26 protein-coding genes are annotated in these 23,911 nt (G+C 51.1%); 13 read left to right on the top strand and 13 right to left on the bottom strand.

The annotated features are described in order from the left end of the window. Nucleotides 1–69 precede the first annotated feature (69 nt). From hslV to rraA, 4 genes are all read left to right on the top strand, one after another. Nucleotides 70–600, top strand: a complete 531-nt coding sequence (gene hslV, locus ACK8NJ_RS22635) for an ATP-dependent protease subunit HslV (RefSeq protein ID WP_000208242.1) — start codon at nucleotides 70–72, stop codon at nucleotides 598–600. Between the two features lie 9 nt (nucleotides 601–609). Next, nucleotides 610–1,941, top strand: a complete 1,332-nt coding sequence (gene hslU / locus ACK8NJ_RS22640) for an HslU--HslV peptidase ATPase subunit (RefSeq protein ID WP_001293344.1) — start codon at nucleotides 610–612, stop codon at nucleotides 1,939–1,941. A gap of 66 nt (nucleotides 1,942–2,007) precedes the next feature. Then, on the top strand, nucleotides 2,008–2,934 hold the full coding sequence (gene menA / locus ACK8NJ_RS22645; RefSeq protein WP_000139496.1) for a 1,4-dihydroxy-2-naphthoate polyprenyltransferase: 927 nt from the start codon (nucleotides 2,008–2,010) through the stop codon (nucleotides 2,932–2,934). Nucleotides 2,935–3,026: 92 nt separating this feature from the next. After that, nucleotides 3,027–3,512, top strand: coding sequence for a ribonuclease E activity regulator RraA (gene rraA / locus ACK8NJ_RS22650; RefSeq protein WP_000872908.1), 486 nt, complete (start codon nucleotides 3,027–3,029; stop codon nucleotides 3,510–3,512). A gap of 84 nt (nucleotides 3,513–3,596) precedes the next feature. Here the strand turns inward: rraA and zapB are convergent, their stop codons facing one another. After that, a complete protein-coding gene (zapB, locus tag ACK8NJ_RS22655) occupies nucleotides 3,597–3,842 on the bottom strand; it encodes a septal ring assembly protein ZapB (RefSeq protein WP_001296623.1) in 246 nt (81 codons plus the stop codon). 424 nt (nucleotides 3,843–4,266) lie between these two features. Here zapB and glpF point away from each other — a divergent pair, with 424 nt between their 5' ends. From glpF to fpr, 4 genes are all read left to right on the top strand, one after another. Continuing rightward, nucleotides 4,267–5,112, top strand: a complete 846-nt coding sequence (glpF, locus tag ACK8NJ_RS22660) for a glycerol uptake facilitator protein GlpF (RefSeq protein WP_000084268.1) — start codon at nucleotides 4,267–4,269, stop codon at nucleotides 5,110–5,112. Nucleotides 5,113–5,134: 22 nt separating this feature from the next. After that, nucleotides 5,135–6,643, top strand: coding sequence for a glycerol kinase GlpK (gene glpK / locus ACK8NJ_RS22665; protein ID WP_000136788.1), 1,509 nt, complete (start codon nucleotides 5,135–5,137; stop codon nucleotides 6,641–6,643). Between the two features lie 134 nt (nucleotides 6,644–6,777). Beyond that, on the top strand, nucleotides 6,778–7,788 hold the full coding sequence (gene glpX / locus ACK8NJ_RS22670) for a class II fructose-bisphosphatase (protein ID WP_001250641.1): 1,011 nt from the start codon (nucleotides 6,778–6,780) through the stop codon (nucleotides 7,786–7,788). Nucleotides 7,789–7,884: 96 nt separating this feature from the next. Beyond that, nucleotides 7,885–8,631, top strand: a complete 747-nt coding sequence (gene fpr / locus ACK8NJ_RS22675) for a ferredoxin--NADP(+) reductase (protein WP_411961998.1) — start codon at nucleotides 7,885–7,887, stop codon at nucleotides 8,629–8,631. A gap of 4 nt (nucleotides 8,632–8,635) precedes the next feature. Here the strand turns inward: fpr and uspD are convergent, their stop codons facing one another. The 3 genes from uspD to ACK8NJ_RS22690 all read right to left on the bottom strand — a co-directional run bounded on the left by uspD (nucleotide 8,636) and on the right by ACK8NJ_RS22690 (nucleotide 10,042). Beyond that, nucleotides 8,636–9,064 carry a universal stress protein UspD gene (gene uspD, locus ACK8NJ_RS22680; protein WP_000323555.1) on the bottom strand — a complete coding sequence of 143 codons (429 nt, stop codon included), beginning with the start codon at nucleotides 9,062–9,064 and terminating at the stop codon, nucleotides 8,636–8,638. Between the two features lie 26 nt (nucleotides 9,065–9,090). Beyond that, nucleotides 9,091–9,390 (bottom strand): DUF406 domain-containing protein, encoded by a 300-nt coding sequence (locus ACK8NJ_RS22685; protein WP_000655986.1) that lies wholly within the window; start codon nucleotides 9,388–9,390, stop codon nucleotides 9,091–9,093. Nucleotides 9,391–9,601: 211 nt separating this feature from the next. Then, nucleotides 9,602–10,042, bottom strand: coding sequence for a DUF805 domain-containing protein (locus tag ACK8NJ_RS22690; RefSeq protein ID WP_000155257.1), 441 nt, complete (start codon nucleotides 10,040–10,042; stop codon nucleotides 9,602–9,604). 100 nt (nucleotides 10,043–10,142) lie between these two features. Between ACK8NJ_RS22690 and ACK8NJ_RS22695 the strand changes: the two genes are divergently transcribed. Beyond that, nucleotides 10,143–10,742: a YiiQ family protein gene (locus tag ACK8NJ_RS22695; protein ID WP_000802226.1), complete on the top strand. Its 600-nt coding sequence runs from the start codon at nucleotides 10,143–10,145 to the stop codon at nucleotides 10,740–10,742. 107 nt (nucleotides 10,743–10,849) lie between these two features. After that, nucleotides 10,850–11,617 (top strand): triose-phosphate isomerase, encoded by a 768-nt coding sequence (gene tpiA, locus ACK8NJ_RS22700; protein WP_001216325.1) that lies wholly within the window; start codon nucleotides 10,850–10,852, stop codon nucleotides 11,615–11,617. A 54-nt stretch (nucleotides 11,618–11,671) separates the two neighbouring features. Here tpiA and cdh read toward each other — a convergent pair whose 3' ends face one another. From cdh to cpxP, 5 genes are all read right to left on the bottom strand, one after another. After that, entirely contained in the window at nucleotides 11,672–12,427 is a 756-nt protein-coding gene (gene cdh, locus ACK8NJ_RS22705) for a CDP-diacylglycerol diphosphatase (protein ID WP_001469196.1), read from the bottom strand. 106 nt (nucleotides 12,428–12,533) lie between these two features. Then, a complete protein-coding gene (sbp, locus tag ACK8NJ_RS22710) occupies nucleotides 12,534–13,523 on the bottom strand; it encodes a sulfate/thiosulfate ABC transporter substrate-binding protein Sbp (protein ID WP_001045689.1) in 990 nt (329 codons plus the stop codon). Between the two features lie 319 nt (nucleotides 13,524–13,842). Continuing rightward, entirely contained in the window at nucleotides 13,843–14,805 is a 963-nt protein-coding gene (pfkA, locus tag ACK8NJ_RS22715) for a 6-phosphofructokinase (RefSeq protein WP_000591795.1), read from the bottom strand. Nucleotides 14,806–14,985: 180 nt separating this feature from the next. Continuing rightward, nucleotides 14,986–15,888 carry a CDF family cation-efflux transporter FieF gene (gene fieF / locus ACK8NJ_RS22720; protein WP_001076742.1) on the bottom strand — a complete coding sequence of 301 codons (903 nt, stop codon included), beginning with the start codon at nucleotides 15,886–15,888 and terminating at the stop codon, nucleotides 14,986–14,988. A 148-nt stretch (nucleotides 15,889–16,036) separates the two neighbouring features. Further along, nucleotides 16,037–16,537 carry a cell-envelope stress modulator CpxP gene (gene cpxP / locus ACK8NJ_RS22725; protein ID WP_001223800.1) on the bottom strand — a complete coding sequence of 167 codons (501 nt, stop codon included), beginning with the start codon at nucleotides 16,535–16,537 and terminating at the stop codon, nucleotides 16,037–16,039. Nucleotides 16,538–16,686: 149 nt separating this feature from the next. Here cpxP and cpxR point away from each other — a divergent pair, with 149 nt between their 5' ends. Together cpxR and cpxA are read left to right on the top strand one after the other, a co-directional pair. After that, the gene (cpxR, locus tag ACK8NJ_RS22730; RefSeq protein ID WP_001033722.1) at nucleotides 16,687–17,385 is read left to right on the top strand and encodes an envelope stress response regulator transcription factor CpxR; all 699 of its coding nucleotides are present in this window, start codon (nucleotides 16,687–16,689) and stop codon (nucleotides 17,383–17,385) included. Then, nucleotides 17,382–18,755 (top strand): envelope stress sensor histidine kinase CpxA, encoded by a 1,374-nt coding sequence (gene cpxA / locus ACK8NJ_RS22735; RefSeq protein ID WP_000580417.1) that lies wholly within the window; start codon nucleotides 17,382–17,384, stop codon nucleotides 18,753–18,755. The genes cpxR and cpxA overlap by 4 nt, the downstream gene beginning before the upstream one ends. Nucleotides 18,756–19,010: 255 nt before the next feature. On the opposite strand, the gene yiiM is transcribed toward cpxA, so the two are convergent. The 3 genes from yiiM to sodA form a co-directional block, all read right to left on the bottom strand. After that, entirely contained in the window at nucleotides 19,011–19,685 is a 675-nt protein-coding gene (yiiM, locus tag ACK8NJ_RS22740) for a 6-hydroxyaminopurine reductase (RefSeq protein WP_001560224.1), read from the bottom strand. 148 nt (nucleotides 19,686–19,833) lie between these two features. Continuing rightward, a complete protein-coding gene (gene kdgT, locus ACK8NJ_RS22745; RefSeq protein ID WP_001166045.1) occupies nucleotides 19,834–20,817 on the bottom strand; it encodes a 2-keto-3-deoxygluconate transporter in 984 nt (327 codons plus the stop codon). A gap of 259 nt (nucleotides 20,818–21,076) precedes the next feature. After that, nucleotides 21,077–21,697, bottom strand: coding sequence for a superoxide dismutase [Mn] (gene sodA, locus ACK8NJ_RS22750; RefSeq protein WP_001297064.1), 621 nt, complete (start codon nucleotides 21,695–21,697; stop codon nucleotides 21,077–21,079). A gap of 284 nt (nucleotides 21,698–21,981) precedes the next feature. Here sodA and rhaT point away from each other — a divergent pair, with 284 nt between their 5' ends. Continuing rightward, entirely contained in the window at nucleotides 21,982–23,016 is a 1,035-nt protein-coding gene (rhaT, locus tag ACK8NJ_RS22755; RefSeq protein WP_000063505.1) for an L-rhamnose/proton symporter RhaT, read from the top strand. Here the strand turns inward: rhaT and rhaR are convergent. Then, a complete protein-coding gene (gene rhaR / locus ACK8NJ_RS22760; RefSeq protein WP_001309887.1) occupies nucleotides 23,013–23,861 on the bottom strand; it encodes an HTH-type transcriptional activator RhaR in 849 nt (282 codons plus the stop codon). The genes rhaT and rhaR overlap by 4 nt on opposite strands. Between the last annotated feature and the right edge of the window lie 50 nt (nucleotides 23,862–23,911).

The raw sequence follows: 23,911 nt of genomic DNA on the forward strand, positions 1-23,911 counted from the left end.
ATAATTGCATTATGCCCCGTACTTTTGTACGGGGTTTGTACTCTGTATTCGTAACCAAGGGGTCAGCTCGTGACAACTATAGTAAGCGTACGCCGTAACGGCCATGTGGTCATCGCTGGTGATGGTCAGGCCACGTTGGGCAATACCGTAATGAAAGGCAACGTGAAAAAGGTCCGCCGTCTGTACAACGACAAAGTCATCGCGGGCTTTGCGGGCGGTACTGCGGATGCTTTTACGCTGTTCGAACTGTTTGAACGTAAACTGGAAATGCATCAGGGCCATCTGGTCAAAGCCGCCGTTGAGCTGGCGAAAGACTGGCGTACCGATCGCATGCTGCGCAAACTTGAAGCACTGCTGGCAGTCGCGGATGAAACTGCATCGCTTATCATCACCGGTAACGGTGACGTGGTGCAGCCAGAAAACGATCTTATTGCTATCGGCTCCGGCGGCCCTTACGCCCAGGCTGCGGCGCGCGCGCTGTTAGAAAACACTGAACTTAGCGCCCGTGAAATTGCTGAAAAGGCGTTGGATATTGCAGGCGACATTTGCATCTATACCAACCATTTCCACACCATCGAAGAATTAAGCTACAAAGCGTAAGGATCTCCCATGTCTGAAATGACCCCACGCGAAATCGTCAGCGAACTGGATAAGCACATCATCGGCCAGGACAACGCCAAGCGTTCTGTGGCGATTGCTCTGCGTAACCGCTGGCGTCGCATGCAGCTCAACGAAGAGCTGCGCCATGAAGTGACCCCGAAAAATATCCTGATGATCGGCCCGACCGGTGTCGGTAAAACTGAAATCGCCCGTCGTCTGGCTAAGCTGGCGAATGCGCCGTTCATCAAAGTTGAAGCGACCAAATTCACCGAAGTGGGCTATGTCGGTAAGGAAGTGGATTCTATTATTCGCGATCTGACCGATGCCGCCGTGAAAATGGTACGCGTCCAGGCTATCGAGAAAAACCGTTATCGCGCTGAAGAACTGGCAGAAGAACGTATTCTCGACGTGCTGATCCCACCTGCTAAAAACAACTGGGGACAGACCGAACAGCAGCAGGAACCGTCCGCTGCTCGTCAGGCATTCCGCAAGAAACTGCGTGAAGGCCAGCTTGATGACAAAGAAATCGAGATCGATCTTGCCGCAGCACCGATGGGCGTTGAAATTATGGCTCCTCCGGGCATGGAAGAGATGACCAGCCAGCTGCAGTCCATGTTCCAGAACCTGGGCGGCCAGAAGCAAAAAGCACGTAAGCTGAAAATCAAAGACGCCATGAAGCTGCTGATTGAAGAAGAAGCGGCGAAACTGGTGAATCCGGAAGAGCTGAAGCAAGACGCTATCGACGCTGTTGAGCAGCACGGGATCGTGTTTATCGACGAAATCGACAAAATCTGTAAGCGCGGCGAGTCTTCCGGTCCGGATGTTTCTCGTGAAGGTGTTCAGCGTGACCTGCTGCCGCTGGTAGAAGGTTGCACCGTTTCCACCAAACACGGGATGGTCAAAACTGACCACATTCTGTTTATCGCTTCTGGCGCGTTCCAGATTGCGAAACCGTCTGACCTGATCCCGGAACTGCAAGGTCGTCTGCCAATCCGCGTTGAGCTGCAGGCACTGACCACCAGCGACTTCGAGCGTATTCTGACCGAGCCGAATGCCTCTATTACCGTGCAGTACAAAGCACTGATGGCGACTGAAGGCGTAAATATCGAGTTTACCGACTCCGGTATTAAGCGCATCGCGGAAGCAGCATGGCAGGTGAACGAATCTACCGAAAACATCGGTGCTCGTCGTTTACATACCGTTCTGGAGCGTTTAATGGAAGAGATTTCCTACGACGCCAGCGATTTAAGCGGTCAAACCATCACTATTGACGCAGATTATGTGAGCAAACATCTGGATGCGTTGGTGGCAGATGAAGATCTGAGCCGTTTTATCCTATAATCGCGTTCAATCATTTTCATCATTGTTTGATGGGGCTGAAAGGCCCCATTTTTATTGGCGCGTATTATGACTGAACAACAAATTAGCCGAACTCAGGCGTGGCTGGAAAGTTTACGACCTAAAACCCTCCCCCTCGCCTTTGCTGCAATTATCGTCGGGACGGCGCTGGCATGGTGGCAAGGTCACTTCGATCCGCTGGTCGCCCTGCTGGCACTGATTACCGCCGGGCTATTACAGATCCTTTCTAACCTCGCCAATGATTACGGCGATGCGGTAAAAGGCAGCGATAAACCTGACCGTATCGGACCGCTACGCGGCATGCAAAAAGGGGTCATTACCCAGCAAGAGATGAAACGGGCGCTCATTATTACCGTCGTGCTCATCTGTCTCTCCGGGCTGGCACTGGTTGCAGTGGCGTGCCATACACTGGCCGATTTTGTCGGTTTCCTGATTCTTGGCGGGTTGTCGATCATTGCCGCTATCACCTACACCGTGGGCAATCGTCCTTATGGTTATATCGGTCTGGGTGATATTTCCGTACTGGTTTTCTTTGGCTGGTTGAGCGTCATGGGCAGCTGGTATTTACAGGCTCATACATTGATTCCGGCGCTGATCCTTCCGGCGACCGCATGCGGCCTGCTGGCAACGGCAGTACTGAACATTAATAACCTGCGTGATATCAATAGCGACCGCGAAAATGGCAAAAACACGCTGGTGGTGCGCTTAGGTGAAGTGAACGCGCGTCGTTATCATGCCTGCCTGCTGATGGGCTCTCTGGTGTGCCTGGCGCTGTTTAATCTCTTTTCGCTGCATAGCCTGTGGGGCTGGCTGTTCCTGCTGGCGGCACCATTACTGGTGAAGCAAGCCCGTTATGTGATGCGGGAAATGGACCCGGTGGCGATGCGACCGATGCTGGAACGCACTGTCAAGGGAGCGTTACTGACTAACCTGCTGTTTGTTTTAGGGATATTCCTAAGCCAGTGGGCAGCATAACTGACAAATATCAATTAACAATTGATGATTTTGCCAACAGCCTACATAGCGCGATATACTGAAAATTCTCGCAGCAACTGAATGTTAAGCCTATGAAATACGATACTTCCGAGCTTTGTGACATCTATCAAGAAGATGTTAACGTCGTGGAACCGCTGTTCTCCAACTTTGGCGGACGGGCGTCGTTTGGCGGACAAATAATCACGGTAAAATGTTTCGAGGACAACGGGTTGCTGTACGATCTGCTCGAACAGAATGGCCGTGGTCGTGTTCTTGTCGTCGATGGCGGTGGTTCTGTTCGTCGCGCACTGGTCGATGCTGAACTGGCGCGTCTGGCAGTACAAAATGAATGGGAAGGTCTGGTCATTTACGGCGCGGTGCGTCAGGTAGATGACCTGGAAGAGTTGGATATCGGCATCCAGGCGATGGCGGCAATTCCGGTTGGTGCCGCTGGCGAAGGCATTGGCGAAAGCGATGTCCGCGTCAATTTTGGCGGTGTCACCTTCTTCTCCGGCGACCATCTTTATGCCGACAATACCGGGATTATTCTTTCTGAAGATCCGTTGGATATTGAATGATAGAAAAGGCACCGCAAGGTGCCTTTTTTCTGCGTTACCTGTTGGCCTACACAGTAAAGAAATTACGCGGAAGATGAAGCGTAATCAGACCTCTTCCATGCGACCCAGCAGGGCCTGCAGACGTTCCTGCCAGCCGTTCTGCTGTTCTTTCAGATGGTTGTTCTCACGCTCCAGCTCTTCGCGCTGATGCTGGGCATTTTGAACTTCCTGCGACAGTGAGTTGTTTTTTTCTTTCAGCTCTTCGATTTCCATCTGCAACAGAGTGATGGTATCAATCGCCTGCTGTACTTTTGCTTCCAGTTTCTCAAACACTTCTAATGACATTGTCATACCTCTCCTGAATTGCAAGGCGTTGATGGATAAAAATCCTCGTCCCGATTACCGGTGACGCCTTAATAAATACGAGCGCACTTTAGTTAGCTCCGATTGTATGAAGCCGCGCCATCGCTGTCCAGCGGCACGCCTTGCAGATTACGGTTTGCCACACTTTTCATCCTTCTCCTGGTGACATAATCCACATCAATCGAAAATGTTAATAAATTTGTTGCGCGAATGATCTAACAAACATGCATCATGTACAATCAGATGGAATAAATGGCGCGATAACGCTCATTTTATGACGAAGCACACACATTTTAAGTTCGATATTTCTCGTTTTTGCTCGTTAACGATAAGTTTACAGCATGCCTACAAGCATCGTGGAGGTCCGTGACTTTCACGCATACAACAAACATTAACTCTTCAGGATCCGATTATGAGTCAAACATCAACCTTGAAAGGCCAGTGCATTGCTGAATTCCTCGGTACCGGGTTGTTGATTTTTTTCGGGGTGGGTTGCGTTGCAGCACTAAAAGTCGCTGGTGCGTCTTTTGGTCAGTGGGAAATCAGTGTCATTTGGGGACTGGGGGTGGCAATGGCCATCTACCTGACCGCAGGGGTTTCCGGCGCGCATCTTAACCCCGCTGTTACCATTGCATTGTGGCTGTTTGCCTGTTTCGACAAGCGCAAAGTTATTCCTTTTATCGTTTCACAAGTTGCCGGCGCTTTCTGCGCTGCGGCTTTAGTTTACGGGCTTTACTACAATTTATTTTTCGACTTCGAACAGACTCATCACATTGTTCGCGGCAGCGTTGAAAGTGTTGATCTGGCTGGCACTTTCTCTACTTACCCGAATCCTCATATCAATTTTGTGCAGGCTTTCGCAGTTGAGATGGTGATTACCGCTATTCTGATGGGGCTGATCCTGGCGTTAACGGACGATGGCAACGGTGTACCACGCGGCCCTTTGGCTCCCTTGCTGATTGGTCTACTGATTGCGGTCATTGGCGCATCTATGGGCCCATTGACGGGTTTTGCCATGAACCCAGCGCGTGACTTCGGTCCGAAAGTCTTTGCCTGGCTGGCGGGCTGGGGCAATGTCGCCTTTACCGGCGGCAGAGATATTCCTTACTTCCTGGTGCCGCTTTTTGGCCCTATCGTTGGCGCGATTGTAGGTGCATTTGCCTACCGCAAACTGATTGGTCGCCATTTGCCTTGCGATATCTGTGTTGTGGAAGAAAAGGAGACCACAACTCCTTCAGAACAAAAAGCTTCGCTGTAATATGACTACGGGACAATTAAACATGACTGAAAAAAAATATATCGTTGCGCTCGACCAGGGCACCACCAGCTCCCGCGCGGTCGTAATGGATCACGATGCCAATATCATTAGCGTGTCGCAGCGCGAATTTGAGCAAATCTACCCAAAACCAGGCTGGGTAGAACACGACCCAATGGAAATCTGGGCCACCCAAAGCTCCACGCTGGTAGAAGTGCTGGCGAAAGCCGATATCAGTTCCGATCAAATTGCAGCTATCGGTATTACGAACCAGCGTGAAACCACTATTGTCTGGGAAAAAGAAACCGGCAAGCCTATCTATAACGCCATTGTCTGGCAGTGCCGTCGTACCGCAGAAATCTGCGAGCATTTAAAACGTGACGGTTTAGAAGATTATATCCGCAGCAATACCGGTCTGGTGATTGACCCGTACTTCTCTGGCACCAAAGTGAAGTGGATCCTCGACCATGTGGAAGGCTCTCGCGAGCGTGCGCGTCGTGGTGAATTGCTGTTTGGTACGGTTGATACGTGGCTTATCTGGAAAATGACTCAGGGCCGTGTCCATGTGACCGATTACACCAACGCCTCTCGTACCATGTTGTTCAACATCCATACCCTGGACTGGGACGACAAAATGCTGGAAGTGCTGGATATTCCGCGCGAGATGCTGCCAGAAGTGCGTCGTTCTTCCGAAGTGTACGGTCAGACTAACATTGGCGGCAAAGGCGGCACGCGTATTCCAATCTCCGGGATCGCCGGTGACCAGCAGGCCGCGCTGTTTGGTCAGTTGTGCGTGAAAGAAGGGATGGCGAAGAATACCTACGGCACTGGCTGCTTTATGCTGATGAACACCGGCGAGAAAGCGGTGAAATCAGAAAACGGCCTGCTGACCACCATCGCCTGCGGCCCGACTGGCGAAGTGAACTATGCGCTGGAAGGTGCGGTGTTTATGGCGGGCGCATCCATTCAGTGGCTGCGCGATGAGATGAAGTTGATTAACGACGCGTACGATTCCGAATATTTCGCCACCAAAGTGCAAAACACCAATGGTGTATATGTGGTTCCGGCATTTACCGGGCTGGGTGCGCCATACTGGGATCCGTATGCGCGCGGGGCGATTTTCGGCTTAACGCGTGGAGTGAACGCTAACCACATTATCCGCGCGACGCTGGAGTCTATTGCTTATCAGACGCGTGACGTACTGGAAGCAATGCAGGCCGACTCCGGTATTCGTCTGCACGCGCTGCGCGTGGATGGCGGCGCAGTAGCGAACAATTTCCTGATGCAGTTCCAGTCCGATATTCTCGGTACGCGCGTTGAGCGCCCGGAAGTGCGCGAAGTCACCGCATTGGGTGCGGCCTATCTTGCTGGTCTGGCGGTTGGCTTCTGGCAGAATCTCGACGAGCTGCAAGAGAAAGCGGTGATTGAACGCGAGTTCCGTCCAGGCATCGAAACCACTGAGCGTAATTACCGTTACGCAGGCTGGAAAAAAGCGGTCAAACGCGCGATGGCGTGGGAAGAACACGACGAGTAATGTAAATGCCGGATGAAGCGTTTATGCCGCATCCGGTAGTCCTGAATCGTGCGGGGGCAACCCCGCACACATCAATAATCCCGCCCTTCCCCTGTGCTACACTTCGCGCCATTCCTTACTGCTTAGAGTTTGCTATGAGACGAGAACTTGCCATCGAATTTTCCCGCGTCACCGAATCTGCGGCGCTGGCTGGCTACAAATGGTTAGGACGCGGCGATAAAAACACCGCGGACGGCGCAGCGGTAAACGCCATGCGTATTATGCTCAACCAGGTCAACATTGACGGCACCATCGTTATTGGTGAAGGTGAAATCGACGAAGCACCGATGCTCTACATTGGTGAAAAAGTCGGTACTGGTCGCGGCGACGCGGTAGATATTGCTGTTGATCCGATTGAAGGCACGCGCATGACGGCGATGGGCCAGGCTAACGCGCTGGCGGTGCTGGCAGTAGGCGATAAAGGCTGTTTCCTCAACGCGCCAGATATGTATATGGAGAAGCTGATCGTCGGACCGGGAGCCAAAGGCACCATTGATCTGAACCTGCCGCTGGCGGATAACCTGCGCAATGTAGCGGCGGCGCTCGGCAAACCGTTGAGCGAACTGACGGTAACGATTCTGGCTAAACCACGCCACGATGCCGTTATCGCTGAAATGCAGCAACTCGGCGTACGCGTATTTGCTATTCCGGATGGCGACGTTGCGGCCTCAATTCTCACCTGTATGCCAGACAGCGAAGTTGACGTGCTGTACGGTATTGGTGGCGCGCCGGAAGGCGTGGTTTCTGCGGCGGTGATCCGCGCATTAGATGGTGACATGAACGGTCGTCTGCTGGCGCGTCATGACGTCAAAGGCGACAACGAAGAGAATCGTCGCATTGGCGAGCAGGAGCTGGCACGCTGCAAAGCAATGGACATCGAAGCCGGTAAAGTATTGCGTCTGGGCGATATGGCACGCAGCGATAACGTCATCTTTTCTGCCACCGGTATTACCAAAGGCGATCTGCTGGAAGGCATTAGCCGCAAAGGCAATATCGCGACTACCGAAACGCTGCTGATCCGCGGCAAGTCACGCACTATTCGCCGCATTCAGTCCATCCACTATCTGGATCGCAAAGACCCGGAAATGCAGGTGCACATCCTCTGATTGATTTGATCGATTGAGCCTTCCAGTCCTTCAGGACTGGAATTTTTTTGTTCGGAGAACGAAGATAAGGCAAGTCAATCAAAACAGGAGAAAAACATGGCTGATTGGGTAACAGGCAAAGTCACTAAAGTGCAGAACTGGACCGACGCCCTGTTTAGTCTCACCGTTCACGCCCCCGTGCTTCCGTTTACCGCCGGGCAATTCACCAAGCTTGGCCTTGAAATTGACGGCGAACGCGTCCAGCGCGCCTACTCCTATGTTAACTCGCCCGATAATCCCGATCTGGAGTTTTACCTGGTCACCGTCCCCGATGGCAAATTAAGCCCACGATTGGCGGCACTGAAACCGGGCGATGAAGTGCAGGTGGTTAGCGAAGCAGCTGGCTTCTTTGTTCTGGATGAAGTACCAGATTGCGAAACGCTATGGATGCTGGCAACCGGTACAGCGATTGGCCCTTATTTATCGATTCTGCAACTGGGCAAAGATTTAGATCGCTTCAAAAATCTGGTCCTGGTTCACGCCGCACGTTATGCCGCCGACTTAAGCTATTTGCCACTGATGCAAGAACTGGAAAAACGCTACGAAGGCAAACTGCGCATTCAGACGGTGGTCAGTCGGGAAACGGCAGCGGGGTCGCTCACCGGACGGATACCGGCATTAATTGAAAGTGGTGAACTGGAAAGCGCGATTGACCTGCCGATGAATAAAGAAACCAGCCATGTGATGCTGTGCGGCAATCCACAGATGGTGCGCGATACACAACAGTTGCTAAAAGAGACCCGGCAGATGACGAAACATTTACGTCGCCGACCGGGCCATATGACAGCGGAGCATTACTGGTAAGCGGTTACTTATCGATAAACGGCACGATGAGCAAATCCGCACTCAACTTATTGATCATCCCGCGATATGCCGGCATCAAACGGTTGATAAATGAGTGGTGATGACCACAGACAAGGAGGTCGCACTGCTCTTTTTGCATAATTTCCAGCAGTGTTTCCGGCATTTCTCCGCGTTCAATACGCAGTTTTGTCTTCGGCCATTGAATATTTTTCGTCAGTTTATACAGCTTGTTATCCGACTTATTCTTCAACAATTGAAGAATATCTTCTGTTGCAGGGAAGTAGATACCCGGATACAACTCGCTTAAGCCATCATCAATATGAATTAACGTCAGGTGAGCGTCATTATGTCTGGCGAGCTCCAGGGCTTTATTCACCAGTAAGGCATCTTCTTCATTCCCGGAAATTGCCACGCCAATGTGTTTATAAGCCATGTTTAACTCCTTCTAAAGCAACTCCATCAAGCTAACGAACGCAGTGATAACTCAAAAATAATCATCTCGGCCTGGCATGAGAAGGTGAAGGCCGCATCAAGCTCAACTTGCCCCTCCAGATCCTTAATCTTATAGGCCACGCTGGCCCCTTCATCTGCAGAGGATGCAGCGGCGGCAAGCTCTTTCAGTTTGGTCATAAAGGACTCTGCTTCTTCGCGGGTGGCAAAAAAGCGCGAAAACTTACTGGTACAGTTGTCGTTATCAATCACCGTACCGATATCAATCGCACATCCTTTAGTACTGCATTTATCTACGACATCTTTCATAGGGCACCTCTGTATATTCGCCTCTCTGTCGATTACGACTTAAGAATAATGCGCCGTTAAGGGAAGAACAAACAAGTAATGATCTTATGGATTACCATTTTTTTTGATATTGCTTAAGGTGAAGAGTTCAGAAGGATTTTCCGGGCATTGTCATTTGCATCGTGGAAATAACAATCCCGGAAAAAAATAGCAGTAAGAGATATATTAAAGGTTAATTACTTGATTTATTGTCGGCTTTATACTTCACATCCTGGGTATCTTTACCATATTTATTTTCGCCTTGTGTGCCAACAAACGCACCAAGATCGATAAGCATCATCACCAGAATCAACGTCGGGACAAAACGCCCCACCGCCCATTGCCAGACACCCGGTAAAATCGCCCAGTTACCCGCCAGCAGCATCCACGCCACAATCATCAGAAATGCCCATGCGCCGGAACGCCCGCGATCATGCAAGCGCTTAACGGTTACTGCCGCTGTTGGCCAAAGCAAGCACACAAGGCAAAACGCCGCGGTCTGAATATCGAGTAAATTTTTACCCGCCAGTGAGAAAAGCACCAGCATGCCTGCGAACCACAGGCCTATCCAAATCCAGAAATCACGGCGTCCAATACGCCCTTTAAATGAGAATAACCATTGCTGTATGGTCATGTAAGTTCCTTGATGGTTGTCTTTTCCAGGATTCTACCCTTTTGACAAGGGCGACAGATATCGTTTTAATCGGAGCCAGTCATAACAAAAGGTACTGTCAATGAAGCCAGGGTGTACGCTGTTTTTTCTCTTATGTTCTGCATTAACCGTTACAACAACGGCGCATGCACAAACACCAGATACGGCAACGACTGCGCCTTATCTGCTGGCTGGAGCCCCTACTTTCGATCTCTCCATCAGCCAGTTTCGAGAAGACTTTAACAGCCAGAATCCCAGCCTGCCACTGAACGAATTTCGTGCCATCGACAGCAGTCCCGACAAAGCCAATCTCACTCGTGCTGCCAGTAAAATTAACGAGAACTTGTATGCTTCTACAGCGCTGGAGCGCGGTACCTTAAAAATCAAAAGCATTCAAATGACCTGGCTACCCATCCAGGGGCCAGAGCAAAAAGCCGCGAAAGCGAAAGCTCAGGAATACATGGCAGCGGTGATCCGCACACTCACCCCATTAATGACCAAAACACAAAGCCAGAAAAAACTGCAGTCGCTACTAACGGCGGGGAAAAACAAACGTTATTACACCGAGACAGAAGGTGCACTGCGTTATGTAGTCGCGGACAACGGCGAAAAGGGGCTGACCTTCGCTGTTGAACCGATTAAGCTGGCGCTATCTGAATCGCTTGAAGGTTTGAATAAATGACAAAAAGCAAAGCCTTTGTGCCGATGAATCTCTATACTGTTTCACAGACCTGCTGCCCTGCGGGGCGGCCATCTTCCTTTATTCGCTTATAAGCGTGGAGAATTAAAATGCGACATCCTTTAGTGATGGGTAACTGGAAACTGAACGGCAGCCGCCACATGGTTCACGAGCTGGTTTCTAACCTGCGTAAAGAGCTGGCAGGTGTTGCTGGCTGTGCGGTTGCAATCGCACCACCGGAAATGTACATCGATATGGCGAAGCGCGAAGCTGAAGGCAGCCACATCATGCTGGGTGCGCAAAACGTGGACCTGAACCTGTCCGGCGCATTCACCGGTGAAACCTCTGCTGCTATGCTGAAAGACATCGGCGCACAGTACATCATCATCGGCCACTCTGAACGTCGTACTTACCACAAAGAGTCTGACGAACTGATCGCGAAAAAATTCGCGGTGCTGAAAGAGCAGGGTCTGACTCCGGTTCTGTGCATCGGTGAAACCGAAGCTGAAAACGAAGCGGGCAAAACTGAAGAAGTTTGCGCACGTCAGATCGACGCGGTACTGAAAACTCAGGGTGCTGCAGCATTCGAAGGTGCGGTAATCGCTTACGAACCAGTATGGGCAATCGGTACTGGCAAATCTGCAACTCCGGCGCAGGCACAGGCTGTTCACAAATTCATCCGTGACCACATCGCTAAAGTTGACGCTAACATCGCTGAACAAGTGATCATCCAGTACGGCGGCTCTGTAAACGCGTCTAACGCTGCAGAACTGTTTGCTCAGCCAGACATCGACGGCGCGCTGGTTGGCGGTGCTTCTCTGAAAGCTGACGCTTTCGCAGTGATCGTTAAAGCTGCAGAAGCGGCTAAACAGGCTTAAGTCTGACAGGTGCCGGATTTCATATCCGGCACTTACTTTCCTTAACTCCTCGCCTTAACGCAAAATCTCACACTGATGATCCTGGATTTCCTCGGCTGAAGCACGGTTCAGCGTCAGTAGATTTCGTTGTGTCGCCAGCAACACAAACGAATTATCACTCTGCCGCACCATCGCCAGCCCGTAGCTTCCCATATGTTCCCGCGCTTCAGGCACTTCTTCTGCAAGCATCATAAATGGGCTGCGTTGTACCAGTTCGCTTTCCGTTACCCGACGCGCCAGGTATTCATGCCCGCGCAAACCACCTGGCAGTGGCAACCAGCGGCTGCTGATGTTCGCCAGATTTTTATCCAGTTGTTCGCGCACATCAGGACGAATACAAGAGATATGAATATGAAAATGGTTTTGCGTACGCCCGGTGCGGGAGTTGATCGCCAAAGAAACCGCGCGATCGGGAACCGACTGACCGTATTTTTTGCTCATAAAATCACGCGCCTGCCAGGCCAACCAAAAGAAGTTCGGCGTTGAAGGATCGGTCAACAAAGGACTTTCAGTACCGTTAATACGATACGTTGGCATCAACAGATATTGCAGTGGGCCATTAAGATCTTTTAAAACCACGTATCCGGCATTGGGTTTGACTTCCGCACATGGCGAAGGATTTTGATTTTGCTGCTGATTGGGCAAACATTCCTCAAGGACAATCTTACGTAATGTATCCGACTCTTCACCGGTTAATTTCCAGTAACCAATACCGGCAGCCACAACGGCGATAACTATCATCACCAAAAAAAGAAGACCCGCTTTTTTCATCTTTTTTTCCCTGTACCTCAAAGAGATGCAAGGGTAACGCAAAATCGTGACAAATAAAAAACCCGGTCGCGAGAAACCACCGGGTTTGATAATTATCCTGGAGAAATCAGCGTTTGCTAATCTGATCGAACGTACCGCCGTTAGCAAAATGCTCTTTTTGCGCTTTCGTCCAGCCGCCGAACTCTTCATCAATGGTGAATAACTTCAGCTTTGGAAACGCATTTTCGTACTTTTTCGCCACCTCAGCATCGCGCGGACGGTAGTAGTTTTTCGCGGCAATTTCCTGACCTTCTGGCGAGTAGAGATATTTCAGGTAGGCTTCCGCCACCTCTTTGGTGCCTTTTTTCTCGACCACTTTATCGACCACCGACACGGTTGGCTCTGCGAGGATAGACTCACTCGGCGTAACGATTTCGAATTTATCTTTCCCCAGCTCATTCGCTGCCAGCAGAGCTTCGTTTTCCCAGGCGATCAGTACATCGCCAATCCCGCGCTCGACAAAGGTATTAGTGGAGCCGCGCGCGCCAGAATCCAGAACTTCGACGTTTTTATACAGTGCCCGAACAAAATCCTGTGCTTTTGCCTGATCGTTGTTGTTGTGATGCAGCGCGTAGCCCCAGGCTGCCAGGTAGTTCCAGCGCGCGCCACCAGAGCTTTTCGGATTAGGCGTGATCACCGAAACACCCGGTTTAATCAGATCGTTCCAGTCATGGATCTGCTTCGGATTGCCCTTACGCACCAGGAAAACAATGGTGGAAGTGTACGGTGCGGAGTTATCCGGCAGACGTTTGATCCACTCTTTATCAATCCGCCCGCGTTCCGCAATCGCGTCCACGTCATAGGCCAGAGCCAGAGTGACAACATCAGCTTCAATACCATTGATTACCGACGTCGCTTGTTTGCCTGAACCACCGTGTGACTGACGAATCACCACGTTATCGCCAGTTTGCTGTTTCCAGTGGGCGCTGAATGCCTTGTTGTACTGTTCGTACAATTCGCGCGTTGGATCATATGAAACGTTAAGAAGCTGAATATCCTTTGCCATAACGCTGGTTGCCGCCAGCAAAAATGTTAACCCTACGCCCCACTTGTTCATCGCCCGACTCTCTTATGTTGTGTTGTGATGAGCAAAGCGTGCCAGAAGGTTAACCAAACATTAAAGAATAAAAAAAGATTGGCTATAACTTGCAGGTATATGTTGGGGGATTAAAAAGGCGGAAGAAATCCGCCTCATATTGCTGACAAAGTGCGCTTTGTCCATGCCGGATGCGGCGCGAACGCCTTATCCGGCCTACAAAAGTTTGCAAATTCAATAAATTGCAGAATTCATGTAGGCCTGATAAGCGAAGCGCATCAGGCATTTTTGCTTCTGTCATCGGTTTCAGGCTAAAGGAATCTGCCTTTTTCCGAAATCATTAATACAGTTTTTTCGCGCAGTCCAGCCAGTCGCCTTTGAACGGACGCTTCATGTTTTCGATAGCGTCGATGATGTCGTGGTGAACCAGCTGTTCGTTCTGGATACCTACGCAACGACCGCCGTAACCTGCCAGCAGCAGATCGATAGCGTAAGCGCCCATACGGGAAGCCAGAATACGGTCGTAAGGCACCGGAGAACCACCGCGCTGGATGTGGCCCAGCACAGTTGCGCGGGTTTCACGACCGGTTTCTTTCTCGATGAAATGCGCCAGTTCGTCAACATCACACATATGTTCGGTAATCGCCACGATCGCGTGTTTTTTACCTTTCGCGATACCCGCTTTGATTTCGTTTACCAGGTCTTCACGGCTGAATTCAACTTCCGGAACTACAACGAATTCACAGCCACCGGCAATGGCCGCAGCCAGGGTCAGATCGCCACAATAACGGCCCATCACTTCCACCACGGAAATACGCTGGTGAGAAGAAGAGGTGTCACGCAGACGGTCGATCGCTTCTACAACGGTGCTCAGCGCAGTGAAGAAACCGATAGTGTAGTCAGTGCCTTTGATGTCGTTGTCGATAGTGCCAGGCAGACCGATGCACGGGAAGCCCATTTCGGTCAGACGCATTGCACCCATGTAGGAACCGTCACCGCCGATAACCACCAGCGCGTCGATACCACGTTTTTTCAGGTTTTCGATAGCCACGGCGCGGATGTTCTCGTCGCGGAATTCCGGGAAACGCGCAGAACCGAGGAACGTACCGCCACGGTTGATCATGTCAGAAACGCTGTAACGGTCTAGCTGTACCATACGGTCTTCATACAGACCCAGATAGCCGTCATAAATGCCCATTACTTCCAGACCTTCTGTCAGCGCAGAACGAACAACCCCGCGAATTGCGGCGTTCATGCCTGGCGCATCACCGCCGCTTGTCAACACACCGATTTTCTTAATCATGACTACCTCTGAACTTTGGAATGCAAAATGAAATCTGTTGCCGGAAGTCTTCTTGCACATCGAAGTGATCCAACGAATGTGCAAATAGTATAACAATCACTTCCTGCTGAATTGATTCAGGTCAGGCCAAATGGCGGTATTTTATACACAAAATGCGGGTCTGGCTCTCTTTTATACTGATTATGAAAGCATAGACCGTTTACCCTCCCTGGGTACGACGGAACAGGGGTCCTGATGGATAATCACATCCGATCCCGGAAAACGCCGTAAAATAGCCTGCTCTACCTGATCCGCCACCATATGTGCCTGAACCAAAGGCAGAGAGTCTTCCATTTCCAAATGAATCTGAATAAAGCGGGTCGGCCCTGACTGCCGCGTGCGAAGATCGTGAGCGCCGCTAACACCCGGCCAGGAAGTCACGATATCAATAATTTCTTGCCGTTCTTCATCAGGCAATGCGCGATCCAGTAATGACTGTACCGCCTCATATCCCATGCGTAACGCGCTATATAAAATATAGATGCCGATTCCCAATGCAAACAGAGCATCGGCGCGATGCCAGCCATACCAGGACAACCCCAGCGCCAGCAGAATTGCGCCGTTCATCATAACATCAGACTGGTAATGTAGCATATCAGCCCGCACCGCCTGGCTTTGCGTCCGGCGCACCACCCACCGCTGAAACGAGACAAGGATAATCGTACAAATTAGCGCCACAATTGTCACGATAACCCCGACGCCTGGATCTGTCATCGGTGTTGGAGATATCAGATGTTGAATACCCGTCAAAAACAGGAATAGTGCTGAACCGGAGATAAACATACTTTGCGCCAGCGCCGCGAGGGACTCAGCTTTACCGTGACCAAACGAGTGATTATCGTCGGCAGGTTGCAGGGAATATCGCACCACCAATAAATTCGTCAACGACGCGCCGATATCCACCAGCGAATCCACCAGCGCGGCGAGAATACTCACCGACCCGGTATACCACCATGCAAAAATTTTAATCAGCAATAGCAGTGAAGCCATCGCCGTTGCAGCAATCGCCGCCCGACTGACCAGCCGTCCATAAGATTGATTCATAAATACTCCCGCTATCAACTGACGCTAGTATAACGGAAGCAAATCATCTGCAATGCATTAAGCAGCAGGCAAATTGAGGATAAAAAAAACCCCCACATCATGTGGGGGAAGACAGGGATGGTGTCTATGGCAAGGAAAACAGGGTTTACTACTGGGAACGTGAGTTGCTACTACTCAATAGCTTCAACGATGAACTTTTTTGCCATTGCGTCACGTCACGCAACTGCTCCATTCGTTGTTGATGTTTCTCATTTAAAACCGCTTGCTGCTCCGGCGTTAACAGGCGATACATTTGGTTGCGGACTTTTGCCATCTCAACCTGACGAGCAATTTGCTCATTCGCCATTTTTTCTGCCTGTGCGCGCACAGCGTTTTCATCAAAATTTTCTGCGGTGACAAGGCGATGCATTGTCTCCAGTTCGCTAACATTAACAGGAGGCTGTTCGTGCCGGGCCTGTTGCATAAGATCTCGCATCTGCTGACGCTGATGTTCGGTTAAACTTATGCCGTCGAACATATGGCTCTGCGTACTGCGCTGCGTAAGTTCTTCACCCGGATGCCAGTTATCGCCTGAACCGACTTCAGCAGCGTGGCTTAATGAACTGACTGCCAGCGTTGAGGCCATGACGGCAGCGGTAACTATGCGCATCATTTGCTCCCAAAATCTTTCTGTCGCGATTCAACGATAGAGAGTTTACGATTCAGGCTGCAAACATGCGTCAGGGGGTGTAAAACAACGTAAAGTCATGGATTAGCGACGTCTGATGACGTAATTTCTGCCTCGGAGGTATTTAAACAATGAATAAAATCCTGTTAGTTGATGATGACCGAGAGCTGACTTCCCTATTAAAGGAGCTGCTCGAGATGGAAGGCTTCAACGTGATTGTTGCCCACGATGGGGAACAGGCGCTTGATCTTCTGGACGACAGCATTGATTTACTTTTGCTTGATGTAATGATGCCGAAGAAAAATGGTATCGACACATTAAAAGCACTTCGCCAGACACACCAGACGCCTGTCATTATGTTGACAGCGCGCGGCAGTGAACTTGATCGCGTTCTCGGCCTTGAGCTGGGCGCAGATGACTATCTCCCGAAACCGTTTAATGATCGTGAGCTGGTGGCACGTATTCGCGCGATCCTGCGCCGTTCGCACTGGAGCGAGCAACAGCAAAACAACGACAACGGTTCACCGACACTGGAAGTTGATGCCTTAGTGCTGAATCCAGGCCGTCAGGAAGCCAGCTTCGACGGGCAAACGCTGGAGTTAACCGGCACTGAGTTTACCCTGCTCTATTTGCTGGCACAGCATCTGGGTCAGGTAGTTTCCCGTGAACATTTAAGCCAGGAAGTGCTGGGCAAACGCCTGACGCCTTTCGACCGCGCTATCGATATGCACATTTCCAACCTGCGTCGTAAACTGCCGGATCGTAAAGATGGTCACCCGTGGTTTAAAACCTTGCGTGGTCGCGGCTATCTGATGGTTTCTGCTTCATGATAGGCAGCTTAACCGCGCGCATCTTCGCCATCTTCTGGCTGACGCTGGCGCTGGTGTTGATGTTGGTTTTGATGTTACCCAAGCTCGATTCACGCCAGATGACCGAGCTTCTGGATAGCGAACAGCGTCAGGGTCTGATGATTGAGCAGCATGTCGAAGCGGAGCTGGCGAACGATCCGCCCAATGATTTAATGTGGTGGCGGCGTCTGTTCCGGGCGATTGATAAGTGGGCACCGCCAGGACAGCGTTTGTTATTGGTGACCACCGAAGGCCGCGTGATCGGCGCTGAACGCAGCGAAATGCAGATCATTCGTAACTTTATTGGTCAGGCCGATAACGCCGATCATCCGCAGAAGAAAAAGTATGGGCGCGTGGAACTGGTCGGTCCGTTCTCCGTGCGTGATGGCGAAGATAATTACCAACTTTATCTGATTCGTCCGGCCAGCAGTTCTCAATCCGATTTCATTAACTTACTGTTTGACCGCCCGCTATTACTGCTGATTGTCACCATGTTGGTCAGTACGCCGCTGCTGTTGTGGTTGGCCTGGAGTCTGGCAAAACCGGCGCGTAAGCTGAAAAACGCTGCTGATGAAGTTGCCCAGGGAAACTTACGCCAGCACCCGGAACTGGAAGCGGGGCCACAGGAATTCCTTGCCGCCGGTGCCAGTTTTAACCAGATGGTCACCGCGCTGGAGCGCATGATGACCTCTCAGCAGCGTCTACTTTCTGATATCTCTCACGAACTGCGCACCCCGCTGACGCGTCTGCAACTGGGTACGGCGTTACTGCGCCGTCGTAGCGGTGAAAGCAAGGAACTGGAGCGTATTGAAACCGAAGCGCAACGTCTGGACAGCATGATCAACGATCTGTTGGTGATGTCACGTAATCAGCAGAAAAATGCGCTGGTTAGCGAGACCATCAAAGCCAACCAGTTGTGGAGTGAAGTGCTGGATAACGCGGCGTTCGAAGCCGAGCAAATGGGCAAGTCGTTGACAGTTAACTTCCCGCCTGGGCCGTGGCCGCTGTACGGCAACCCGAACGCCCTGGAGAGTGCGCTGGAAAACATTGTTCGTAATGCCCTGCGTTATTCCCATACGAAGATTGAAGTGGGCTTTGCGGTAGATAAAGACGGTATCACCATTACGGTGGACGACGATGGTCCTGGCGTTAGCCCGGAAGATCGCGAACAGATTTTCCGTCCGTTCTATCGTACCGATGAAGCACGCGATCGTGAATCTGGCGGTACAGGTTTGGGGCTGGCGATTGTTGAAACCGCCATTCAGCAGCATCGTGGCTGGGTTAAAGCGGAAGACAGCCCGCTGGGCGGTTTACGGCTGGTGATTTGGTTGCCGCTGTATAAGCGGAGTTAAACTCGGCGCAGGGCCGTCCCCTTCGGGGTGAAGGCAACAGGTCAGCACTGTGCGAACTGATACCCTCACCCCGGCCCTCTCCCTGAAAGGGCGAGGGGGAAAAACGTAGCCCTGTTCAGCAACGGAGCTGAGCACCGCTCCGGACAGTCCCCTCGCCCCTCTGGGGAGAGGGTTAGGGTGAGGGGAAAAATTCAGCACAATGCAAACGGCACTGCTCTCACCGGAAACCATGCCAGATTTCGTATTAAGGCAGACTTATTTTCCCCACAACCGGCGGGAAAAATCTTCGATCTTGCCGCTCAGTCGGCGCTTTTGCATCGTCCGCGTCCAGCTTTTCGATAACCCGGCGGCGGAGAGTAAACGGTGATACTGATCGTCATCAAACGGCATATGCCATGCGATGGCAGCAGCCTCCTGCACGGTCACATCGCTGACACGGGAAACCAACTCCAGCGGCGCATCAGCAGATACCAACCCTGGCGCAATCACGCTATACAACCACCCCACTTTACCCGTGTTTTGCATCAACTGCGCTATGTCGCTGATATCAAAATGGTAATTGAGTTTATAGCAAGGTGAGCGTGGCTGGCTGACCTGAATTAATGCCTCTCCCCAGCGGAAAATATCGCCAATATAAACATTACTTTCCGTCAGACCGTCGGTTGAGAGATTTTCGCCAAACGCAGGCGCAACAAACAACTCCGCCTCTTCCGGAAATTCCCGCGCCCAGTAGAGATAATGCTCACGAGGATAATGACACAGCGCTCTGTCTGGCCCGCCGTGAACCTTTTTCTCCGCCTGCTCGTCACCTTCCAGCCCCAGCTCCGTCAGCATCAACTCACCATCAACCTGGATTTTGGCAATTGCGCTGGGTTTGCCTTCGGGATAAGCCTGAATCTTGCCTGTGTATACATCAACCGGATATCGCATCTGTTCCCTCTCCACGAGAAATTTCCCCATTAGACCATATTTATTTTATGTCAGGCGTGCTGTTTTCGCGGTATGTATCCAGGCAGGAGCTCAATAGCAAACCGGACGAACGTTAGTTCATCCGGCTGTGGGGATTAAGGAAGCAGGTTTATTTCACCGTGCCTAAAATTTCGATTTTCGCCACTCTGGCTTTGACTTTACGTGACCAGATAGAGGTAAGAATTGGCACCAGAATCGAAGTCACAATGACCGCCGTCGCAACCAGCGAAGTTGCTGCCGGAGCCATCGGTTTAAACGCAGGCACCATTTCAGCAATCAGCACAGGTGTCGCTACCGCGGCCCCTGCGGAACTGGAAGCGGCAATTCCGGCAGTGCCATCGCCACCGCCAATCAATTTATCGGCTATAATCAACGGAATACCGGTCACGATAATTACTGCCACACCCAACAGGATCCCCAGCAAACCTGTCTGGGCAATTACAGTCAAATCAATGGTATTGCCCAGCGCGAAGGCAAAGAATGGAATCAGCGTCTGCACCGCTTTGCTGAAAAATTCTCGTAATTCAGGGTCAAGGTTCCCAAGGGCAAAGCCCACCAGGAACGGTAATACTGCGCCGACGAAAACATGCGGTTCAAACGAGGCAATCCCGGCAGTGCCCAGAATAATCATCGTCATGAGCGGCCCGGACTCCAATGACATCAACACAAATGCCCCAGCTTCTTCTTTTGTGCCGTACTGCTGCATGATGGAAGCGTAAAGTCCGCCGTTGGTCATATCCATCGCCGCCACCAGCGCCAGCGTTGAAAGTCCGGCAAAGAATCCAACTTCCACACCATGTTCCGGAATAATACGCGAGGCAATTGCCGCAACCACCCACGCGACGGCAATTTTAGTTACCACCAGCGTACCGGATTTACGCAGTACCGTTCCCGTCGCGCTTAATTTTATTGACGCCCCCATGCAAAAAAACCACACCGCCAGAATGGGCACCGTACCGGTAATCATCCCGTTGGTGAATGATCCAAAATATTTCCCCGCCTCCGGCGAGAAGGTGTGGCACAGTGCGCCAAGGAATAGCGGGACGAGCATCATCCCCCCCGGGATTTTCTCAATCGAGCGTTTTATCTGCATTTCCATCACCTGTCGGCATATTTTTAAGGGCTGATGCGTAATTCCTCAATGGAGCATCAGTGTTGATGGAAACGAAGATAGACATTCATTTAATCAATAAAAGTGATCAAAACCACATCAATTGAAACACTATTTTATTTTTATCGGATCATTGTTTTTATTTTGAAATTGATCACAAAAAAACCACCGCCGTTGGCGATGGTTCATTTTTTAAGCTGATATGCGGCGTAAACGCCTCATTGCAGCAGGCGGCAAATGATTATTTTTTCGCCGCGAAACGTGCCGCTGCTTCGTCCCAGTTCACCACGTTCCAGAACTCTTTGATGTAGTCCGGACGGCGGTTCTGGAATTTCAGGTAGTAAGCATGTTCCCACACATCCAGGCCCAGAATCGGGAAGCCGGAAGCGCCAGAAATAGCTTCACCCATCAGCGGGGAGTCCTGGTTAGCAGTAGAAACCACCGCCAGTTTATCGCCTTTCAGCACCAGCCATGCCCAGCCGGAACCAAAGCGGGAAGCTGCCGCTTTTTCAAATTCTGCTTTGAAGTTATCAACGGAGCCGAAGTCACGTTCGATAGCCGCTTTCAGGTCACCCTGTAAGGTGGTGCCTTTTTTCAGACCTTTCCAGAACAGGCTGTGGTTAGCGTGACCGCCAGCGTTGTTGCGCAGTACGGTTTTCTTGTCTGCTGGCAGCTGGTCCAGTTTGGTGATCAGCTCTTCAACCGGCAGGTTGGCAAATTCTGGCAGGCTTTCCAGCGCCGCGTTGGCGTTGTTGACGTAGGTCTGATGGTGTTTGGTGTGGTGGATTTCCATGGTCTGCTTATCGAAGTGCGGTTCCAGGGCATCGTAAGCATACGGCAGGGATGGCAGGGTATAGCTCATATTCATCTCCAGTATTGTCGGGCGGCCGATTGTTAATGCCGCGTAAGCAGTTGGTTCATTATAGTTAATTAAATGATATTGAAAATGATTATCAATGCCGTACTTTTCGTAAGGGTATGGTTTTGCAGGAAAATGCCCGAGATGTGAAGCAAATCACCCACTTAATGCCGTGATTGCCAGTAAATCGACAACGGCGGCAACAGGCGAAAGGTTAATCGACAGCACGATTTTTACACTCATCTCGTCGGAGATGTGACGCGACGAAAAATGATGAGGATAAGAAGATGAGTAACGCGATTACGATGGGGATATTTTGGCATTTGATCGGCGCGGCCAGTGCAGCCTGTTTTTACGCTCCGTTCAAAAAAGTAAAAAAATGGTCATGGGAAACCATGTGGTCAGTTGGTGGGATTGTTTCGTGGATTATTCTGCCGTGGGCCATCAGCGCCCTGTTACTGCCGAATTTCTGGGCGTATTACAGCTCGTTTAGTCTCTCTACGCTGCTGCCTGTTTTTCTGTTCGGCGCTATGTGGGGGATCGGTAATATCAACTACGGCCTGACCATGCGTTATCTCGGCATGTCGATGGGAATTGGCATCGCCATTGGCATTACGTTGATTGTCGGTACGCTGATGACGCCAATTATCAACGGCAATTTCGATGTTCTGATTAATACCGAAGGTGGACGCATGACATTGCTCGGCGTTCTGGTGGCGCTGATTGGTGTAGGGATTGTGACTCGCGCCGGGCAGTTGAAAGAGCGCAAGATGGGCATTAAAGCCGAAGAGTTCAACCTGAAAAAAGGGCTGGTGCTGGCGGTGATGTGCGGCATTTTCTCTGCCGGGATGTCCTTTGCGATGAACGCCGCAAAACCGATGCATGAAGCCGCTGCTGCACTGGGCGTCGATCCACTGTATGTCGCTCTGCCAAGCTATGTTGTCATCATGGGCGGCGGCGCGATCATCAACCTCGGTTTCTGCTTCATTCGTCTGGCAAAAGTGAAGGATTTGTCGCTAAAAGCCGACTTCTCGCTGGCAAAACCGCTGATCTTTCACAACGTGTTACTCTCAGCACTGGGCGGGTTGATGTGGTATCTGCAATTCTTTTTCTATGCCTGGGGCCACGCGCGTATTCCGGCGCAGTATGACTACATCAGCTGGATGCTGCATATGAGCTTCTATGTATTGTGCGGCGGTATCGTCGGGCTGGTGCTGAAAGAGTGGAACAATGCAGGTCGCCGTCCGGTAACGGTGTTGAGCCTCGGTTGTGTGGTGATTATTGTTGCCGCCAACATCGTCGGCATGGGCATGGCGAATTAATCTTTCTGCGAATTGAGATGACGCCACTGGCTGGGCGTCATCCCGGTTTCCCGGGTAAACACCACCGAAAAATAGTTACTATCTTCAAAGCCACATTCGGTTGAAATATCACTGATTAACAGGCGGCTATGCTGGAGAAGATATTGCGCATGACACACTCTGACCTGCCGCAGATATTGATTGATGGTCATTCCAGTCTGCTGGCGAAATTGCTGACGCAAAACGCGCTCACTGCACGATGCCTCATCACAAAATTCATCCAGCGCAAAGGGACTTTTCAGGCTGGCCGCCAGCCGGGTAATCAGCTTATCCAGCAACGTTTCGCTGGATGTTGGCGGCAACGAATCACTGGTGTAACGATGGCGATTCAGCAACATCACCAACTGCCCGAACAGCAACTCTGCCATTTCGTTAGCAAACGGCACATGCTGACTACTTTCATGCTCAAGCTGACCGATAATCTGCCGCGCCTGTGCCATCCCCATGCTACCTAAGCGCCAGTGTGGCTGCCCTGCGCTGGCGCTAAATCCCGGAATCGCCCTCTGCCAGTCAAGATTCAGCTTCAGCCGCTCCGGGCAATAAATAATATTCTGCAAAACCAGATCGTTAACGGAAGCGTAGGAGTGTTTATCGTCAGCATGAATGTAAAAGAGATCGCCACGGGTAATGCGATAAGGGCGATCGTTGAGTACATGCAGACCATTACCGCGCCAGACAATCACCAGCTCACAAAAATCATGTGTATGTTCGGCAAAGACATCTTGCGGATAACGGTCAGCCACAGCGACTGCCTGCTGGTCGCTGGCAAAAAAATCATCTTTGAGAAGTTTTAACTGATGCGCCACCGTGGCTACCTCGGCCAGAGAACGAAGTTGATTATTCGCAATATGGCGTA

It is taken from the genome of Escherichia sp. F1, assembly GCF_046764225.1.
Lineage (GTDB): Bacteria > Pseudomonadota > Gammaproteobacteria > Enterobacterales > Enterobacteriaceae > Escherichia > Escherichia coli.

Coding starts and splice junctions, on each gene's coding strand:
- cpxR (WP_001033722.1), top strand. CDS start 16,687: ATGAATAAAATCCTGTTAGTTGATGATGACCGAGAGCTGACTTCCCTA.
- menA (WP_000139496.1), top strand. CDS start 2,008: ATGACTGAACAACAAATTAGCCGAACTCAGGCGTGGCTGGAAAGTTTA.
- sodA (WP_001297064.1), bottom strand. CDS start 21,697: ATGAGCTATACCCTGCCATCCCTGCCGTATGCTTACGATGCCCTGGAA.
- kdgT (WP_001166045.1), bottom strand. CDS start 20,817: ATGCAGATAAAACGCTCGATTGAGAAAATCCCGGGGGGGATGATGCTC.
- rraA (WP_000872908.1), top strand. CDS start 3,027: ATGAAATACGATACTTCCGAGCTTTGTGACATCTATCAAGAAGATGTT.
- glpX (WP_001250641.1), top strand. CDS start 6,778: ATGAGACGAGAACTTGCCATCGAATTTTCCCGCGTCACCGAATCTGCG.
- glpF (WP_000084268.1), top strand. CDS start 4,267: ATGAGTCAAACATCAACCTTGAAAGGCCAGTGCATTGCTGAATTCCTC.
- cdh (WP_001469196.1), bottom strand. CDS start 12,427: ATGAAAAAAGCGGGTCTTCTTTTTTTGGTGATGATAGTTATCGCCGTT.
- fieF (WP_001076742.1), bottom strand. CDS start 15,888: ATGAATCAATCTTATGGACGGCTGGTCAGTCGGGCGGCGATTGCTGCA.
- glpK (WP_000136788.1), top strand. CDS start 5,135: ATGACTGAAAAAAAATATATCGTTGCGCTCGACCAGGGCACCACCAGC.
- ACK8NJ_RS22690 (WP_000155257.1), bottom strand. CDS start 10,042: ATGACCATACAGCAATGGTTATTCTCATTTAAAGGGCGTATTGGACGC.
- rhaT (WP_000063505.1), top strand. CDS start 21,982: ATGAGTAACGCGATTACGATGGGGATATTTTGGCATTTGATCGGCGCG.
- cpxP (WP_001223800.1), bottom strand. CDS start 16,537: ATGCGCATAGTTACCGCTGCCGTCATGGCCTCAACGCTGGCAGTCAGT.
- zapB (WP_001296623.1), bottom strand. CDS start 3,842: ATGACAATGTCATTAGAAGTGTTTGAGAAACTGGAAGCAAAAGTACAG.
- sbp (WP_001045689.1), bottom strand. CDS start 13,523: ATGAACAAGTGGGGCGTAGGGTTAACATTTTTGCTGGCGGCAACCAGC.
- pfkA (WP_000591795.1), bottom strand. CDS start 14,805: ATGATTAAGAAAATCGGTGTGTTGACAAGCGGCGGTGATGCGCCAGGC.
- cpxA (WP_000580417.1), top strand. CDS start 17,382: ATGATAGGCAGCTTAACCGCGCGCATCTTCGCCATCTTCTGGCTGACG.
- tpiA (WP_001216325.1), top strand. CDS start 10,850: ATGCGACATCCTTTAGTGATGGGTAACTGGAAACTGAACGGCAGCCGC.
- fpr (WP_411961998.1), top strand. CDS start 7,885: ATGGCTGATTGGGTAACAGGCAAAGTCACTAAAGTGCAGAACTGGACC.
- yiiM (WP_001560224.1), bottom strand. CDS start 19,685: ATGCGATATCCGGTTGATGTATACACAGGCAAGATTCAGGCTTATCCC.
- hslU (WP_001293344.1), top strand. CDS start 610: ATGTCTGAAATGACCCCACGCGAAATCGTCAGCGAACTGGATAAGCAC.
- ACK8NJ_RS22685 (WP_000655986.1), bottom strand. CDS start 9,390: ATGAAAGATGTCGTAGATAAATGCAGTACTAAAGGATGTGCGATTGAT.
- ACK8NJ_RS22695 (WP_000802226.1), top strand. CDS start 10,143: ATGAAGCCAGGGTGTACGCTGTTTTTTCTCTTATGTTCTGCATTAACC.
- uspD (WP_000323555.1), bottom strand. CDS start 9,064: ATGGCTTATAAACACATTGGCGTGGCAATTTCCGGGAATGAAGAAGAT.